17 protein-coding genes and 1 pseudogene are annotated in these 16510 nt (G+C 56.2%); 12 read left to right on the plus strand and 6 right to left on the minus strand.

Annotated features, from left to right (window positions below):
- The first annotated feature begins 6 nt into the window (after positions 1-6).
- From FE782_RS05470 to FE782_RS05500, 7 genes and pseudogenes are all read left to right on the plus strand, one after another.
- Complete coding sequence (locus FE782_RS05470; RefSeq protein ID WP_138193034.1) at positions 7-1533, plus strand: ABC transporter substrate-binding protein; 1527 nt, start codon at positions 7-9, stop codon at positions 1531-1533.
- Positions 1534-1730: 197 nt separating this feature from the next.
- Positions 1731-2712: pseudogene (locus FE782_RS05475) on the plus strand (beta-xylosidase family glycoside hydrolase).
- 18 nt (positions 2713-2730) lie between these two features.
- The gene (locus tag FE782_RS05480; protein ID WP_138193035.1) at positions 2731-3690 is read left to right on the plus strand and encodes an ABC transporter permease; all 960 of its coding nucleotides are present in this window, start codon (positions 2731-2733) and stop codon (positions 3688-3690) included.
- Positions 3691-3701: 11 nt separating this feature from the next.
- Positions 3702-4598, plus strand: coding sequence for a carbohydrate ABC transporter permease (locus FE782_RS05485; protein ID WP_138193036.1), 897 nt, complete (start codon positions 3702-3704; stop codon positions 4596-4598).
- A gap of 75 nt (positions 4599-4673) precedes the next feature.
- Entirely contained in the window at positions 4674-6428 is a 1755-nt protein-coding gene (locus FE782_RS05490) for an ABC transporter substrate-binding protein (protein ID WP_138193037.1), read from the plus strand.
- A gap of 392 nt (positions 6429-6820) precedes the next feature.
- On the plus strand, positions 6821-7390 hold the full coding sequence (locus FE782_RS05495; protein WP_439116420.1) for a CAP domain-containing protein: 570 nt from the start codon (positions 6821-6823) through the stop codon (positions 7388-7390).
- Between the two features lie 148 nt (positions 7391-7538).
- Entirely contained in the window at positions 7539-7868 is a 330-nt protein-coding gene (locus FE782_RS05500; RefSeq protein WP_138193039.1) for a hypothetical protein, read from the plus strand.
- A gap of 54 nt (positions 7869-7922) precedes the next feature.
- Here FE782_RS05500 and FE782_RS05505 read toward each other — a convergent pair whose 3' ends face one another.
- Positions 7923-8687 carry an SDR family NAD(P)-dependent oxidoreductase gene (locus FE782_RS05505; RefSeq protein ID WP_138193040.1) on the minus strand — a complete coding sequence of 255 codons (765 nt, stop codon included), beginning with the start codon at positions 8685-8687 and terminating at the stop codon, positions 7923-7925.
- A 112-nt stretch (positions 8688-8799) separates the two neighbouring features.
- Between FE782_RS05505 and FE782_RS05510 the strand changes: the two genes are divergently transcribed.
- The 5 genes from FE782_RS05510 to FE782_RS05530 all read left to right on the plus strand — a co-directional run bounded on the left by FE782_RS05510 (position 8800) and on the right by FE782_RS05530 (position 12154).
- On the plus strand, positions 8800-9204 hold the full coding sequence (locus FE782_RS05510) for a MerR family transcriptional regulator (RefSeq protein WP_138193041.1): 405 nt from the start codon (positions 8800-8802) through the stop codon (positions 9202-9204).
- A 29-nt stretch (positions 9205-9233) separates the two neighbouring features.
- Entirely contained in the window at positions 9234-9563 is a 330-nt protein-coding gene (csaA, locus tag FE782_RS05515; RefSeq protein ID WP_138193042.1) for a chaperone CsaA, read from the plus strand.
- A gap of 70 nt (positions 9564-9633) precedes the next feature.
- Positions 9634-10077 carry a cell wall hydrolase gene (locus FE782_RS05520; RefSeq protein WP_138193043.1) on the plus strand — a complete coding sequence of 148 codons (444 nt, stop codon included), beginning with the start codon at positions 9634-9636 and terminating at the stop codon, positions 10075-10077.
- Between the two features lie 189 nt (positions 10078-10266).
- The gene (locus FE782_RS05525; protein WP_138193044.1) at positions 10267-11073 is read left to right on the plus strand and encodes an undecaprenyl-diphosphate phosphatase; all 807 of its coding nucleotides are present in this window, start codon (positions 10267-10269) and stop codon (positions 11071-11073) included.
- 61 nt (positions 11074-11134) lie between these two features.
- Positions 11135-12154, plus strand: a complete 1020-nt coding sequence (locus FE782_RS05530) for a homoserine dehydrogenase (protein WP_138193045.1) — start codon at positions 11135-11137, stop codon at positions 12152-12154.
- A gap of 75 nt (positions 12155-12229) precedes the next feature.
- Here FE782_RS05530 and FE782_RS32740 read toward each other — a convergent pair whose 3' ends face one another.
- From FE782_RS32740 to FE782_RS05550, 5 genes are all read right to left on the minus strand, one after another.
- A complete protein-coding gene (locus FE782_RS32740; RefSeq protein ID WP_238392355.1) occupies positions 12230-12367 on the minus strand; it encodes a DUF6254 family protein in 138 nt (45 codons plus the stop codon).
- Between the two features lie 80 nt (positions 12368-12447).
- The gene (locus FE782_RS05535) at positions 12448-13518 is read right to left on the minus strand and encodes a GerAB/ArcD/ProY family transporter (protein ID WP_138193046.1); all 1071 of its coding nucleotides are present in this window, start codon (positions 13516-13518) and stop codon (positions 12448-12450) included.
- Between the two features lie 11 nt (positions 13519-13529).
- Entirely contained in the window at positions 13530-13727 is a 198-nt protein-coding gene (locus tag FE782_RS05540) for a hypothetical protein (RefSeq protein WP_138193047.1), read from the minus strand.
- Positions 13724-14902 (minus strand): Ger(x)C family spore germination protein, encoded by a 1179-nt coding sequence (locus FE782_RS05545; RefSeq protein ID WP_138193048.1) that lies wholly within the window; start codon positions 14900-14902, stop codon positions 13724-13726. The genes FE782_RS05540 and FE782_RS05545 overlap by 4 nt, the downstream gene beginning before the upstream one ends.
- On the minus strand, positions 14899-16452 hold the full coding sequence (locus FE782_RS05550; RefSeq protein WP_138193049.1) for a spore germination protein: 1554 nt from the start codon (positions 16450-16452) through the stop codon (positions 14899-14901). The genes FE782_RS05545 and FE782_RS05550 overlap by 4 nt, the downstream gene beginning before the upstream one ends.
- Positions 16453-16510 lie beyond the last annotated feature (58 nt).

The raw sequence follows: 16510 nt of genomic DNA on the forward strand, positions 1-16510 counted from the left end.
TGGAGCATGAAGAGAAAATGCGGCTGGGTCGTTATGCCGTTTTTACTAACGCTCGTAATGACTGCCTGCGACGGGATCGCGCCGAGCGGCGACGATTCTTCGAACGTAAACAACGAGACCGGGAGCGCGGCCGCCGCAGGAGAAGAGCCGTATGAAATCGTATATGCCTACCCGATTTTCGAGAGCGTACCGGCGGATATCCAGTCGGTTCAAGACGAGATGAATAAAGTGATCCAAGCAAAAATAAACGCAACCGTGAAGCTGCTTCCGATCAGCAACAGCGCTTTCACAAATCAAATCAACCTCATGATGTCGGGCGGAGAGAAGCTGGATATGATCGTCATGCTGGGGAATTATAGCAACCAGGTTTCCAAAGGCGCCCTGTATCCGATCGGAAACATCATGGAGGAGAACGCGCAAGGCATCATCGACGCGCTTGGCGAGGAGTACTATAACGCGACCAAAATAAACGGCATGAGCTACGGAGTACCCAGTATTCGGGATTTGGCGCAAGATTTTGGCTTCGTATTGCGCAAAGATGTAGTGGACAAGCATGGGATCGATCTAAGCCAAGTTCGCGCCTTCGACGATTTCGAGAAAATTTTCAAAGTGATTAAAGAGAAAGAGCCGGGAATGGTCGGCGCAACCAATCTAGGGAACGGCTCGATCCTGTCCACTTACCGGTTTAACGACCCGCTCGGCAACGATCTCGGCGTGCTGCTCAATCACGGTCTCGACGATCTGAAAGTCGTGAACTGGTTCGCATCGGAACAATACGAACGGATCGTGCGCAAGCTCCGGGAGTGGTATCTTGCGGGTTACCTGCCCAAAGATGCCGCGACCAATCCCGAGATGAATCAAGCCGTCGTTAAGTCCGGCATGGCGGCAGGGTGGTTGTCGGCGATGAAGCCCGGCTTCGAAGCGCAGGAAAGCCGGGGCGTCGGTACGGAGATGGTAGCCGTTCGCACGGCGCAAGCCGTCGCGAAGACGGATACGGTTACGAACGTAACGATCGGCGTCGCGACAAGCTCTCAAAATCCGGCCAAGACGCTTCAATTCCTGAACTTGATGTATACGGATAAGGAGATCGTGAACCTGATCGACTGGGGCATCGAAGGCAAACACTATGTGAAAGTCGATGGTCGGGACAATGTGATTACGTACCCGGACGGCGTCACGGGCGAGAATGTAGGATACAAAAACTACAGCTGGATGCAGGGCAACCAGTTCTTATCTTACGTGTTCGAAGGCGACGATCCGGATGTTTATAAGAAAATGGAGGAATTCAACAAGTCGGCTGCGAAGTCGAAGGCTCTCGGCTTCACGTTCAACGGGGATGCGGTTAAGAACGAAGTCGCAGCGTGCACCGCCGTTCTGGAGCAATACCGGAGAGTGATAGAGAGCGGGGAAGTGAATGTCGACAAGATGCTTCCCGAGTTTCTTAAGAAGCTTGAAGATGCCGGTATCGACAAGATCGTCGCGGAGAAGCAAAAGCAGCTAGACGCTTGGGCCGCTTCCAACGGGGTGAAATAGGCGTGACAAATCATATTCGAAAGAAAGCAATGCAGCCGGTCCCTCGCGGGGCCGGCTTTTTTCGTCTTACAGACGTGCGGCCGTAAAGTCGAACAGGTGCAACAAACAGGTCGAGTTCTGGGTAGTGATCGGCTAGGTCGAATCGTACAATGAAGTCAGATTCGACAATTTTCACAGACGGGGGCTAGTAGATTCCTATGAAGTATCGCAATCCGGTCATTCCCGGATTTCATCCCGATCCAAGCGTATGCAGGGTCGGCGACGACTATTACTTGGTTACGAGTTCGTTCGAATATTTTCCTGGCGTTCCCTTGTTCCATAGCAAGGACCTCGTCCATTGGCGGCAGGTCGGACATTGCCTGACGCGGGTATCGCAGCTGGATTTGTCCGAAGCGCGCAGCTCGGCAGGCATTTACGCGCCGACGATTCGGTTCCGCGACGGAACGTTCTACTATACCACTGTTAGCCCCCGTCGCGTGGAGGGATGACGGGTGGCCGTCGATCGGCGATAACGGGCGTGTCGCCGAAACGATGCCTTCCGGTCATTTGCCGCTGAAATCGACGTCAGCGCATCCGACCAGAGACGAGTTCGAGGGGGCGGCGCTTGCATCGGAATGGAACTTCCTGCGTACGCCCGACCGGGAGCGCTGGTCGCTCGACGAGAAGGCTAGTTGCCTCACACTGCGCGGTACGCCGGTCACGTTGAACGACGGCGGCGCTCCCGCGTTCGTCGGCAGGCGGCAGCAACATTTCGCGTGTCAGGCTTCGGCGCATCTGTCGTTCGCCCCGAGCCGCGACGGGGAAGAGGCCGGGCTTACCGTGTACATGAACGAGAAGTTCCACTATGAGATCGCGATCGCGCAGACGGTCGGCGAGCGAAAGTTGTTGTTTCGCAGAAGGCTGGGTTCGTTGTGGAAGGTCGACCACGAGATCCCCTGGGCCTCGGAAGAGGTCGTTTTGACCGTGAAAGCGGACGAGACGACCTACAGCTTCGGTTTCTCCGTCGGCGAGTCGGAGCCGATCTGGCTGGGGTTCGGGGAGTGCGCCATGCTGGCTACGGAAGTCGCCGGCGGCTTTACCGGCGTCATGATCGCGATGTATGCAACGGGGAACGGCGCTTGGTCGATGTCGCCTGCGCACTTCGACTGGTTTGAATATTCGCGTGACGACGATTTATGAAGCGAGGTTTATAAAAACATGACCAACGTAACCGCGAGGGTTTCAACCGATCCACCCAAGAAGATAAAGCAGGGAAGCTTCTTCCGGGTCATGGCCCAGCAGAAATACCTGTATTTTATGTCGATCCCCTTCGTCATCTGGGCGTTCGTATTCAGTTACCTGCCGCTGTGGGGCTGGACGATGGCTTTCCAGAAATTCCGGCCGGGTCGGGGATTCTTCGAGCAGGAGTGGGTCGGGTTCGACAACTTCCGCATGCTGTTCGAGGATCCGATGTTCTACCAGGTGCTGCGAAATACGCTGGCCATGAGCGTCCTAGGTCTCATCGCCGGCTTCACCGTTCCGATCCTGTTCGCCATCTTACTCAATGAGGTCCGGCAGATGGCGGTCAAACGGTTCGTTCAGACCATATCGTACCTGCCGCACTTCGTTTCCTGGGTCGTCGTGGCGGGCATCGTCTCGAAGATGCTGGCGACCGACGGCACAGTGAACGACCTGCTGCTGAGCTTGGGCCTGATCGACGAGCCGATCCAATACTTGGCGAAGGGCAACCTGTTTTGGTTTATCGTCACGGGAGCGGAATTGTGGAAAGAGATGGGCTGGAACGCGATCATTTACCTGGCGGCCATCGCCGGCATCTCGCCCGAACTGTACGAGGCGGCGAAAGTCGACGGCGCGAACCGGATACAACAGATTTGGCACGTCACGCTGCCGGGCATCCGCACGACGTTCATCATCCTGCTGATCATGTCGATCGGCCACCTGATCAGCATCGGCTTCGAGAAGCAGTTCCTGCTCGGCAATACGCTGGTCAGCGACTATTCTCAGGTGCTTGATCTATATGCGCTGAACTATGGCCTCAGCATGGGCCGATTCTCGTTCGGTACGGCGATTAACATGTTCAACTCCGCGATCAGCATCGCTTTGCTGCTGGCGGCGAACGGAATATTCAAGCGTATGACGAAAGAAAGCATTTTCTAAGGGGGACGCACATGACAATACGGCAAATGTTATCCGCGCGCTGGTCCCTATTCGACATCGTCGTCTACGTCGTCCTCGCCTTCGTAACGGTAATTACGCTGTACCCGTTCTTGAACGTGCTGGCGATCTCGCTCAACGATTCGACCGACAGCGTGCGAGGCGGCCTCACGATCTTCCCGCGGCAATTCACGCTGAACAATTACGAGACGATCTTCGCCTTCAGCGGCTTGATCACGGGCCTGAAGATTTCGGTGCTGCGAACGGTCGTCGGCACGCTGCTCGGCTTGATCGCCGCTTCGATGCTGGCGTTCACGATCAGCCGGGTCGAATTCCAAGCGCGCCGGTTCGTCTCGACGTTCCTGGCGATGACCATGTACGTATCCGGCGGGTTAATACCGTTCTACATCCTGATCCGGGACCTGAACATGATGGGCACCTTCGCGGTGTACGTACTGCCCGGCCTTGTGAGCGCGTTCAATGTATTCATCATCCGCTCGTTCATCGACGGCATCCCGTTCGCGCTGCAGGAATCCGCGAAGCTGGACGGAGCGAACGACTGGACGATCTATTGGCGGGTGATCCTGCCGCTGACGAAGCCGGCGCTCGCGACGATCGCCTTGTTCCTCGCGGTCGGGCAATGGAACGCCTGGTTCGACACGTACCTGTACAACGGGATGGCGCACCACCTGACGACGCTGCAATTCGAACTGATGAAAGTGCTGCAGAGCACGCAATTGAACGTCGACCAGTTCCGCGGCCAGAACATGAACGAGGTCATGCGCCGGATTTCGCCGGAATCGGTCCGAATGGCCATCACGATCGTCGTCACCGTGCCGATCCTCGTCGTCTATCCGTTCCTGCAGCGGTATTTCGTGCAAGGCATGACGCTCGGCGCCGTCAAGGCGTAGCCGGGCAACCCACTCGGTATCGACAGGTTTCCTGTTCATACAATAAAGCCTTACATTTTAAGGGAGGTCTACAATATGTTCCAAGGTAAGAAAAGCAAAGCCGCAGCGCTGCTGACGGCATCCGCGCTCGGGATCGGGCTCCTGGCCGGCTGCGGCGGCGCCCAAGACAGCGGTAACGAAACAACGCCACCCGACAATGCTGCCGGTTCCGACGCAACCGCCGATACGGGAACGAATGCGGCGCCCGAAACGCTCGAACCCGTGACGTTCACGGCGTTCTTCTCGGATCCGAACCCGAACTGGAGCAACATGCAGGACGATGTTTCTAAGATACTTAAAGAAAAGACGGGCGTCACGCTCGAGGCGGAATTCGGCATCTCCGATCCGGCGCAGAAAATATCGCTCATGGCGGCTTCCGGCCAGTACCCGGACATCATCTCCGCGAAGGGCGATATCGGCAAGCTGGTGGACGCCGGCGGCGTGATCGACCTGACGGACCTGATCAACGAGCATGCGCCGAACATCAAGCGCGTTCTCGGTCCGTACTTGAACCGAGCGAAGTACACGACGGAAGATCAGTCCATCTATTCGATTCCGACCTGGGCGGCCGTGAACGAGACGAAATTCGTGGCAGGCGGCGGCTTCCAGCTGCAGCACCGCGTCGTGAAGGAAGCCGGCTTCCCGGAAATCCGCACGGTCGAGGATTTCGAGAAGGCCATCAAGGACTATCTCGCCAAGTATCCGACCGATGAGAACGGGAACAAGAACATCGGCCTCTCGCTCAACTCCGACGACTGGCGCATGTATATCTCCGTCACGGACCCGGCGGCTGCCGCTACAGGCGGTACCTACGACGGCGAGTACTATGTCGACCAAGAGACGTATGAAGCGATCTATCATTTCCGCCGTCCGGTCGAGAAGGAATACTTCCGCTGGTTGAACGGCATGAACGCTCAAGGGCTGCTCGATCCGGACAGCTTCGTCCATAAGTATGACCAATACCTAGCGAAGATCGCTTCCGGTCGGGTCCTCGGCTTAATCGACCAAGACTGGGATTACGGCGACGGCGAGAAGGCGTTGGCGTCGGCAGGCAAGTTCGAGCAGACGTACGGCAATTATCCGGTTACCCTGAATAAGGATTTCAAGCAAGGCGACTTCTGGCCGACGGGCTTCATGGGCGGGTACGGCATCTCGATCTCCAGCACGGCGAAGGATCCGGTCCGCATCATCAAGTTCCTGGACTACATGGCTTCCGACGAGTTCCAGATCCTCAACAACTGGGGCGTCGAAGGCAAGCATTATGTAATGGAAAACGGCAAACGCGTCGTTCCGGCGGAAGTGCAGGAGCGCATCAACAAGGACAATACGGCCTTCACGAAGGAATCCGGAATAGGGTTCTACTGGAACATGATGGTTCATTACGGCGACGGCGCGAAGGACCCGACCGGCAACTACTACACGAAGAACAACCCGGATCAAATTCCGCTCGGATACAGCGATGTCGAGAAGGAAGTGCTGGCGGCTTACGGCGCGACGACATGGAAGGATCTGTTCCCGAAAGAGGACGAATTCAAGGAGAAAACCTACGGGGCAGGTTGGAACATCCAGATTCCAGGCAGCGACGAAGTTTCTATCCTTGCGGAACGCATGAAGGATATTACATGGAAGCGGATCCCGCAAGCCGTCATGGCGAAGCCGGAGGAATTCGACAAAATCTGGGACGAATATCAGCAAGAATTGCTTAACGCGGGCGTGGAGAAGATGGAGAAGGGCTTCACGAAGTATGTGAAGGACCGTGTAGCGCTTTGGAGCGCCGATTCCGCAAAATAATTACTCAACAGGGGGAACCAGCCGTCTCCGTTTGGGACAGCTGGTTTTCCTTTTTCATCGTAAGGAATAGGGTTGCGAAAATTTGGATAGCCGCCGATCCGGAGGGATCGGGTCGAATCGGGACGAAGCGATGAATAATAATAACCATTTTTTCAAACCATGAACCTGACGAGTCATGAATCCAAAAGTCAGGTGGGGTTGTTATGAAAACGAAAGCATGGATCTTCATTACTGCGTTATTCCTCGTTGCCGGCTGTTCGAACGGGCCGGCGGCGAACGATCATGCCGGACCCGACCGAACGAATGTCGGAACGCATGGGGCGGGGGCAGCGTCAAATCTAACGCAAGCATCGTCCATTACTTCGGAAGCCGCGAAGAAAACGTCGATGTCGATGCAGCAAGCCGCCAATAACGACGCCAATTGGTTGGATTGGCTTAACCTAGACAATCTATTGGGGAGAAACGCCCCGGGCCGGATCGCAGCTCCGCAGCAGCCTCCGGTTCAAAACGTAACTCCGCGGCAACCTCCGGCTCAAAACGTAACTCCGCAGCAACCTCCGGCTCGGAATGCCAATCCGCAGTCGTCCGGGGACGCCTCTCGATTTCCGCAGCAAGTGTTGGATTTGGTGAACAAGGAGAGAGCGAAAGCAGGGTTAAAGTCCCTTAGCATGAATAACGAGCTATCGAGAATGGCTATGGACAAAGCGCAGGATATGATCAACAACAATTATTTCGATCACCAGTCTCCGACGTACGGATCTCCGTTCGATATGATGAACGCATACGGGATTTCCTATAACACGGCGGCCGAAAACATTGCGAAAGGCCAGAGAAGCCCGACGGAAGTAATGAGTTCATGGATGAACAGTCAAGGCCATCGCGCGAATATTTTGAACGGCAGCTTCACGCAAATCGGAGTCGCCTATTATAACGGCGGGTGGGTTCAAGTCTTTATCGGGTAGCGCAGGACGACACAGGGTATTCGAGCGAGGCGACAGGGGAGATGCCCCCCTGTCGCCTCGTTTCGTTGCGGAACTTCCGGCTTGCCGGCGGCGTCTTTACTATTATACGAATCTGCGAAGCGGCGACATTGCGGGATCGGAGGGAGTCATGTTGAGGAGCGTATTAGGTCATGCAGCTTACGCGGTTGTTTTATCAGTTGTTTCATTCGTATTTTACTGGGTTCTAAAGATGTGGATCGTCATGGGGCGTTTTACGGCGGCGGATGCCCCTCCGGGCGATATCAGCACTTTGGAAAAGGCGTTTTATAGCTATGTCGTTCCTGTCGGCTACGGAATGTTCATGATCGGATTATCGTTAGGGTTCCGTCGGATATCGAGAACATCCTCGGTCACGATAAGCGCCATTTTCATATTCGGAATGAACGCAGCGATCGTTTTATATTTCATTACACGATTCAAGGGTTTGGCATTCGGTTAAAGGGGAAATCCACCCGGCGATGCGGTCGCATTACCGGGTGATTCCCAATACGCATCAGAGCTGCTGTCCGCCGGACGCTTCCAGACGGACCCCGTTCACCCAGCCCATCTCTTCGGAGCACAAGGCCGCAACGACCCCGCCGATATCGTCGGCTTCTCCGACCCTGCCTAACGCGGTACGAGAGCCTATATAATCTCTCATCTCGCCATTGTCTCTTACCGCCCCGCCGCCAAAATCCGTAGCGATCGCGCCCGGCGCGACCACGTTGACGCGAATGCCCCTCTTTCCCCATTCCTGGGCCATGTATTTCGTCAAAATCTCGATCGCGCCCTTCATCGCCGCGTACGCCCCGAAGCCCTCGATCACAAAGCGAGTCAAGCCCGTTGAAATATTGACGACTCTTCCATTGTCGGCAATGCGGGGAAACAGCTTCTGCGACAGGAAAAAGACGCCCTTGAACTGCACTTTAAGCAGGTTGTCGAATTGTTCTTCCGTCGTTTCCTCGATAGAAGCATGAACTCCGAATCCCGCATTGTTGACCAATATATCGAATTGCTCGCGATTCCATGTTTCGTTCAACACGCCGGACAGCCGGGAGACGAACGAATCGAAGGAAGCAACATCGCCGGCATCCAGCTGCAGCGCAACGGCCTTACCGCCATTGCGTTCGATTTCTTCGACGACCTTCTCCGCCTCCTCCTTCCGGGAAAGATAGGTGATGATGACGTCGAAGCCTTTGTGCGAGAGCGCGATAGCGGAGTTTTTGCCGAGCCCGCGGCTGCCGCCTGTAACGAGCGCGATCTTTCGAGTGGTAGTCATGGATATTTGGCTCCTTTGGGTTATGATTGTCGACCGCTTGATATGTTGCGATCCGCGATCTAAAGTGAGTATAGATGCTCGAGTTAACTCTAGGTCAAGAGGTGGCGCGAAAATGAATTATTCCATTCAAGAGGTTGCGAACCGATTCAACCTGTCCATCCACACGCTTCGCTACTATGATAAAGAAGGGTTAATGCCCTTTATCGGGAGGGACCCATCCGGCAACCGGGTGTTCACCGACTCGGATCTCAACTGGGTAGCTATGATTTGCTGTTTGAAGGATACGGGGATGTCGATCAAAGAAATGAAGCTGTACGCGGACTTGTGCGTGCGGGGCATGCAATCGATCGGCGAACGGAAAGAGATGCTCGCCGCTCATCGGAAACAAGTCTTACAGCAGATCGAAGCTTTGAAGAAACACGTCGAGCTGATCGATTCGAAAATCGAGGTCTACGATCATCCGGAGTTGGCTCAACAATTGTACGGAAACCTCGATCATACGTCAGAAGAAACTTAACATGAGTTGAAGAGAAAGGATTGGGAACGATGGCAACCATAGAAGATTTTTCGAAGTTAGACATTCGGATCGGAACGGTAATGAAAGCGGAGCCGTTCCCGGAAGCTCGAAAGCCTGCGATCAAATTAGAGATCGACTTCGGCGAAATCGGGATGAAACGATCTTCCGCTCAAATCGGGAAAAGATACGACCCGGAACGACTCATCGGTCGACAAGTGGTCGCGGTCGTTAACTTCCCGGTTCGGCGCATCGCCGGTTTCGAATCCGAAGTGTTGGTCCTCGGCGGCGTCCCGGGGGAGGGCGACGTCGTGCTGTTGAGACCGGACGAACCGGTCAAGAACGGTACGACCATCGCTTAAAGAGGGCTTCGTAACACTTCCGCTTCGCCTACAATATGATGTGTCGAGAACAATCAAATGAGGTGAGCCGATGGCAGTCGTAAAAGCCAGGAGCAGGGATATTGACATGTTGGCGAGGTTGCTGCGAGCCGAAGCGGAAGGCGAAGGCGAAATGGGAATGCTCCTTGTCGGAAATGTGGGGATTAACCGAATCCGATCGAATTGCTCCGATTTCAAAGGCCTCCGAACCATTCCGCAGATGATTAACCAGCCGCATGCGTTCGAAGCGCTGCTTCATGGCTTGTATTATCAAAAGGCTAGAGAGAAAGAACGGCGGTTGGCCCAGCGGGTCGTGAACGGGGAGCGGTTCTGGCCGGCCAAATTTTCCCTGTGGTATTTTCGTCCGGGAACGATCGAGGCGCCCCTGCCATGTCCGGCCACTTGGTATGATCAACCGCACGTAGGAAGATACAAGCTCCACTGCTTTTATCAGCCGACCGGCGAAGAATGCGAAAATGTATATAATATTTATTGATTCGAAAATGATTCCATCGAAATCCCCCGCTTCCCTCGAGCGGGTTTTTTCGTTTTCCGGACAAGCCTCGTTAAGCTATTTTTAAACGAAAACTAAACTTCCCCCGGTACGGGAATTAACCTTGCCCCGGTACCATGGTCGTAGAGGCGAAAAGGCAATGGACTACAGAACGGTATGGGGGATCGGAATATGGGCGACGTCTTCAACGCCATCGCGTTAGGGATCTTAGAAGGAGTAACGGAATTTCTGCCGGTGTCTTCCACGGGCCATTTGATATTGGCCGGACACCTGCTTGAATTCGAAGGAAGGGCGGCCGACACGTTCAAGATTGTCATTCAACTCGGCGCCGTACTGGCGCTGCTGTTATTGTACTGGAAGCGCTATATGACCATCCTCCGGGGCCTCGTCGCGTTCGGGGGCTTACGGAAGCAAGAGCAGTTGAACGCGATTCACTTGTTTTTGGCGATGTTTCCGGGGCTGGTCGTGTATTTGATCGCGAAAGACGCGATAAAGACGGTTTTGTTCGGTCCGGGACCGGTGCTGATCGGACTCGTTGCGGGCGGCGTTCTGATGATTGCGGCTTCGAGGGCGAAACGGACGATCACCGCCGAGCGCACCGACGATATCGGCTACAAGCAAGCTTTCGGTATCGGATTGTTTCAATGTCTGTCGCTATGGCCGGGCTTCTCTCGTTCGGGCTCGACGATAGCCGGAGGACTGCTTCTAGGGACGAGCCAAAAAGCGGCCGCCGATTTTACGTTCATCGTTTCGGTGCCCGTGATGCTTGGAGCGACGTTATTGGATCTGTTCGATAATCGCCTATGGCTGACGACCGACGACTTCGCGTTGTTCGCTGTCGGCTTCGCGGCCGCGTTCCTCGTGGCGATGATCGCGGTAACCACGTTCCTGAAGCTGATCAAGCGGCTCCGCTTGGAGTGGTTCGCGCTTTACCGTTTCGCACTGGCGGCGATCTTCTATTGGGTCGTATTCGTATAGACGGCGTCCGGATGAGTTTCGATGGTATAGTAGAAAGAAAGCCTTATTGCAGGAGGAACCTATGCGCATAAATCTAGTGTTAACCGGTTTCGGTATCGTCGGCCGTGAATTTATAAAACTTTTGGAAGAGAAACGCGATGCTCTACGCGGTAACTATGATCTCGATATTAGGCTCGTAGCCGTCGGCGGGAGGGGAGGGTTTCTTGCGAACGAAGACGGCTTGGACCTAACGGCCCTTGGCGGAGCCGAGACCGGTTCGCGTTCGTTGCAAGCTTACGCCGATGCGCAGGGATCGCCGCTCGTCGCCTCTTTCGGCGAAGCGGACGCGCTGATCGAAGCGACGCCGACCGATACGGATACCGGCGAACCCGGCCTAGGTTACATCATGCAGGCGATCCGTAACCGAATGGACGTCGTCGCTCTTTCCAAAGGGGCTTTGGTCCGGCACTACAACGAAATCTTCGCCGCGGCGGCGACCAACCGGGTACGGCTGAAGTTCAGCGGCGCGACGGCCGCGGCGCTCCCTACGTTGGATATCGGCCAGATCAGTCTGGCGGGCTGCGAAATCTTATCGATCGAAGGAATATTGAACGGAACAAGCAACTATATCTTGAGCCGCATGCAGCAGGATCGACTCTCGTTCGAGGAGGCGTTGCGAATCGCGCAATCCCGGGGCATCGCGGAAGCGAACCCCAAGCTGGACGTGGAAGGGACGGACAGCGCCTGCAAGATGCTCCTCCTTGCGAACTGCCTGCTTGGCTCGAAGCTTTCTCTGTCCGATGTGTCGGTGACCGGGATCGTCGGCGTGACGGAACAAGACTTGGAAGAGGCGAGAGCGCAAGGTTCGAAAATAAAATTGCTGGCGCGCGCGCGTAAGCAAGACGGCGCGGTTCGAGTCGAAGTTAGCCCTCGCAAGATCGGTACCGATCATCTATTATTCTCCGTGGACGGCACGAACAAAGGGATCGTGTTTCGGACGGATACCATGGGAGAAGTAGGGGCCGTGGGAGGCTCGTCCAGTCCGAGAGGAGCCGCCGCTGCGGCGATGAAGGATTTGATCCATCTCTATCGTAAGATTTAAGGTTCGATGCTCGCAGACGCGCGAAAGCAGACCGCGAGCCGCCGATGGCAAGAACGGTCTGCTTCCCTTCGTCATCTACTTCGATTTGGACCCGTTAGCCTCCGCATCGAATTCGTTCGACAGCTCTTCTAAGGATTTGATGGGACCATGCGGGTTTTGAACTTGTTTTCGGCTTCTCGCTTCGTTTACTTTTGTCTTTTTGGATCTAGTCATCGACAAGGAACTCCTTTCGATCGTTAGTTGGAAGGCGTCGCTTCCATCCCGATATGATGATACGGTCTATCGCAAAATATTCAGGGGGCGGACCGCGGCGAACGCTTCGGCCGGAGCAGCGCGAACAGGACGAGCGGGACGAGAAACGCGAACGCGCCGAACCATAACGGGCGGCTTTCCGTGGATTCGCCCAGCTGCACGGCGGAGTCGAAAAACCAAATCGCGCAGACGAGCGCGAAGACGCCGATCGGCGCCGCTGCCGACTTCGCGTTCACGGACGGCACCATTACGCTTGCGACTTGGCACAAAAAGTACAGCGTTATGCCGATCTTGAGCAGTACCATGGGCATCCATGCCGCCGCGATCGGCATATCGAGCCGATCCAAAAAATCGGTCACCCGCAGCTGTCGGATCAGTTCGTACGGCGGATCCCAGAACATCGTCGAGAGATCGGGACCGAACAGCACCAGCTCCCCTAAGATCATGATCGTCGTGACGGCGATCCCGACGGCGATGCCCGGCAAAATATCGGGTAGCCGGAATATCCGCTGCGCGAACAACAAAGGCATCAGCATCAGTTCCGCGAAGTGACCGAAGGCGTAGATGGACGCTTCCGCCACGCCGAGCGGACGCTCCAATACGGGGCTTAAAAACTCCAATCGAGCTTGGCCCGATAACAATGCAGGAAGGAAGAACACCATGATCACGAACATCGGGCAGAGGACGATGCTCGCCCTCGCGATCACGACGATGCCGCTCTTCACGAACCAACAAGCCGTGAACACCGCAGTGCTCGCGAGGACGACCAAAGGCGTCGCGGGCAGCAAATAAATATTGACCAAGCTGACGAGAAATCGGATGTCGTGCGCGATCGTAAAGAAAAAGACGACTCCGTACAAAAGAAGAACGCCTCTTCCGATCCAAGGTCGTCTGGAAAGCATCGCTTCGATCAGCGGAACGGCCGGAAAACGCCTCTGCACCGCGTCCATCAGCCATAATGGAAGCAGGACGACGATTCCTGCGACGATGTACCCCATCCAAGCGTCCTGTCTCGCGGCAAGGATCATCGGAACGGGGGGATGTTTGATCGCGATGGAGACCATAAACAACACCGCGATCATGTTCGCCTGCAGCTTCGAAATTTGTTGCATCGCTCAACCCCCTAACGAAAGATGTCGTCCATCCAATTCCCGGGCCGCGGGAGATCGGGGCGGCTCGCCATCCAGAACCAAACCAGAGCGCTTGCCGCATACAGCGCGGCGGCGAACCATCGATTCGCCGGCGAAGCGGAGCGGTAGCCCTTCCACTCCCAGACGAGTGCGACGGCGATCAAGACGAGGATCGGCGCGGCATCGCTCATGACGGATCCAGCTCCTTCAATTTCCGGTCGAGCGACCGAATCAACGCGCCGTCATGCTCGAGTCGCACCTTCGGCGTGACCGTGACTTTGACGTTCGGATATTCGGTATCCTCCCAACGGTCGCGCACGCGCGCCCAATACCCGCGGTAACGGCGGTGCACCGCGTCCCCGAAGCCTAACGCGTCCGCTTTATGCTCTTGGCAGGCGGCGACGGCTTCTTCGACGAGTCGAGCGATCCGCCGTTCCGCCTCGCGCTCCAAGGCGGCGCGCCGGCGATAGTCCGTCGGATCGTAATCGGATATATTTTCGGCGAGGGCCGCCGTTGCGGTCAACGAGATGTTCACTTCGATCCGGCCGTTCCGGAGCGAGGGGCGAATTTCCGAATCCGACCACGTAATTTGGAAGGTAGCCGCCCGTCGATCTTTCCCCGGGAACGGCACGTCGATCATCGGGTTTCGGGCTTGGCCCATCGCGAGCAATAAGCCGGTCGCGACGCGGTCCTCCAGCACGGTCGCTAATTTGTCGTGCTTGAATACGGCGATGCCCGCCAGCATAATCGTCGTCTTTTGCTCTTTCTTCAAGTTCGTGGCGGTGGGAATCTTCCGAACCGCCGGGGCGATCGGGTCGATGCCCTCGGTCAGCAGCGAATACAAGAATATCCGCATGTTTATCGGATCGTTCGTCGCCATTTGGGACAATTCGCGCAGCAGCTCCGAGGGCGTCTTTTCGATCGGGGCGTCCGCGACGAGTACGTCTTTCGCTTCGCCCACGGCGACAATCGGGAACGCGCTCAGCCGGTTCTGCGGGACCCGTAAGATCGGGTCTAACATCGGAACGACGCCTTGCCGAGCCAGCGCTTCCCCGATAATCAGCACCCTTCGATGGGAGAAGTGGAGAAGCCGCGACAAGTGGTCTTGCTCCGCCTCGGTCGAGTCCCGGACCGTCCGGCCGAAGGCGGACTCCGCGTACCAGGATTTCGAGCCGGACGTGCCCCCTCCGCCGCCCTGCGGACCGCCCATTTGTCCGACCAATGGAATTTGCATCGTGCTGCGGTATCCTCCATCCTCCAAATCGATGGCCGTGCCGACGACGAATGCGACGTCGTTGATCTCTTTCCGATCCCAGCAGCCGGGCAGCAACAGCAAGCAACCGATCAAGACGGCCGTTCTTTTCATGGGGACGTCGCACCTTCCCTCGATTCTCCGCCCTGCGGAGGTTTCTCGTTATTCATACGTCGGCGGTTGCGGGACGCGAAGGAAGGACGAAGTACCATAGCCCACCAAGGGGCGCGGATGAAAATATCTTTTTGATCCGACTTTCGGAACGGAGCAAGTCCGGTCAGGTACGGAACGCCGAAAGACGTCAAGCCGCATAGATGGATCACGATCCATACGGAACCCAGGACGATGCCGTAGACGCCGAATATGCTGGCGAGCAGCATGAGCGGGAACCGAAGCATCCGCACCGTGATCGCGAAATTGAACTTAGGGACCGTAAACGAGGCGATCCCCGTCAGAGAGACGACGATGACGACGGGAGCGGAAACGATGCCTGCCTGCACGGCGGCTTGGCCGATGACCAAAGCTCCTAAGATACTGACCGCTTGTCCGATGATTTTCGGCAGCCGAATGCCCGCTTCCCGCAACGCTTCGAACGCGATTTCCATAATCAGCGCTTCGAACAACGCGGGGAACGGAATCGGTTCCCGCGACGCCGCGATGCTGAACATCAAGCTTGTCGGCAGCATGTCTTGGTGGAACGTCGTGACGGCGATGTATAAAGCGGGCAAATACAAAGCAAGGAACAGAAAGGCGTAGCGAAGCCAACGCAGCAAGTTCCCGATAAAATAACGTTCGTAGTAATCCTCGCTCGAATGCATCAGCTGCCAAAACGTGATCGGCCCCGTCAGCACGGACGGCGTGCCGTCGACCAGAATGACGACGCGACCTTCGAGCAGCATCGCCGCGGCGGTGTCCGGCCGTTCCGTGTACTGCAGCTGCGGAAACGGGGAAAAGGGGTGATCTTCGATGCATTCTTCGATGTATCCGCTGTCCAAGACGCCGTCGATCCGAATGGCGCGGATGCGCTCCTGTACGTCATGAACGACCTTCGGGTCGGCGACGCCGTGCAAATAAGAGACGTATACGGTGGTTTGCGTTTGTTCCCCGACGGTGACGGCCGCGATTTTGAGCTGCGGGGTTTTCAGTTTGAAGCGGAGAAGGGCGGCATTCGTATGGACGTCCTCCGTGAACGCTTCCTTCGGACCGCGAATGTTTACTTCCGTCGTCGATTGTTCGACCGCGCGCCGCATGCCTCCTTTGACGCGGAGCACGACCGCCTCGTCGCATCGGTCCAGCAGCAGCGCGGCGCCGCCCTCCGTAAGTTCGTGGACGACGTCGGACAGCAGAGACGTCGACGCCGCGGACGGCACGGAAATCAGACTTTCGCTCAGCCGTTTCGCAAGGGACTCGCCGGCTTCGGGAGCGGCGAACGCTTCGATGAACGGGCGCAGCGCATTGTCGCTCAGTTCTTTCGTATCCACTAATCCGGCGATGTAGACGAGGCAAGCTTTCGTACCGTTCGCTGCGGTTACCGGCCGGAAGTTGACGTCGGCGCAGTCGGCGAATACGTCTTTCAACGCCGGAACGTTGCGATCCAGTTCGAAGGCGAGCTTCGTCGGCTCCGGTCCGCCATTCGACGAAGCCTCGCCTATGTTGTTGGACATCTTGTCTCTTCCCACGCGGGCTGGTTCCTTCCGTCTGTTCGATAACCAAAGTTTGTCA

This window comes from Paenibacillus antri, from assembly GCF_005765165.1.
Lineage (GTDB): Bacteria > Bacillota > Bacilli > Paenibacillales > YIM-B00363 > Paenibacillus_AE > Paenibacillus_AE antri.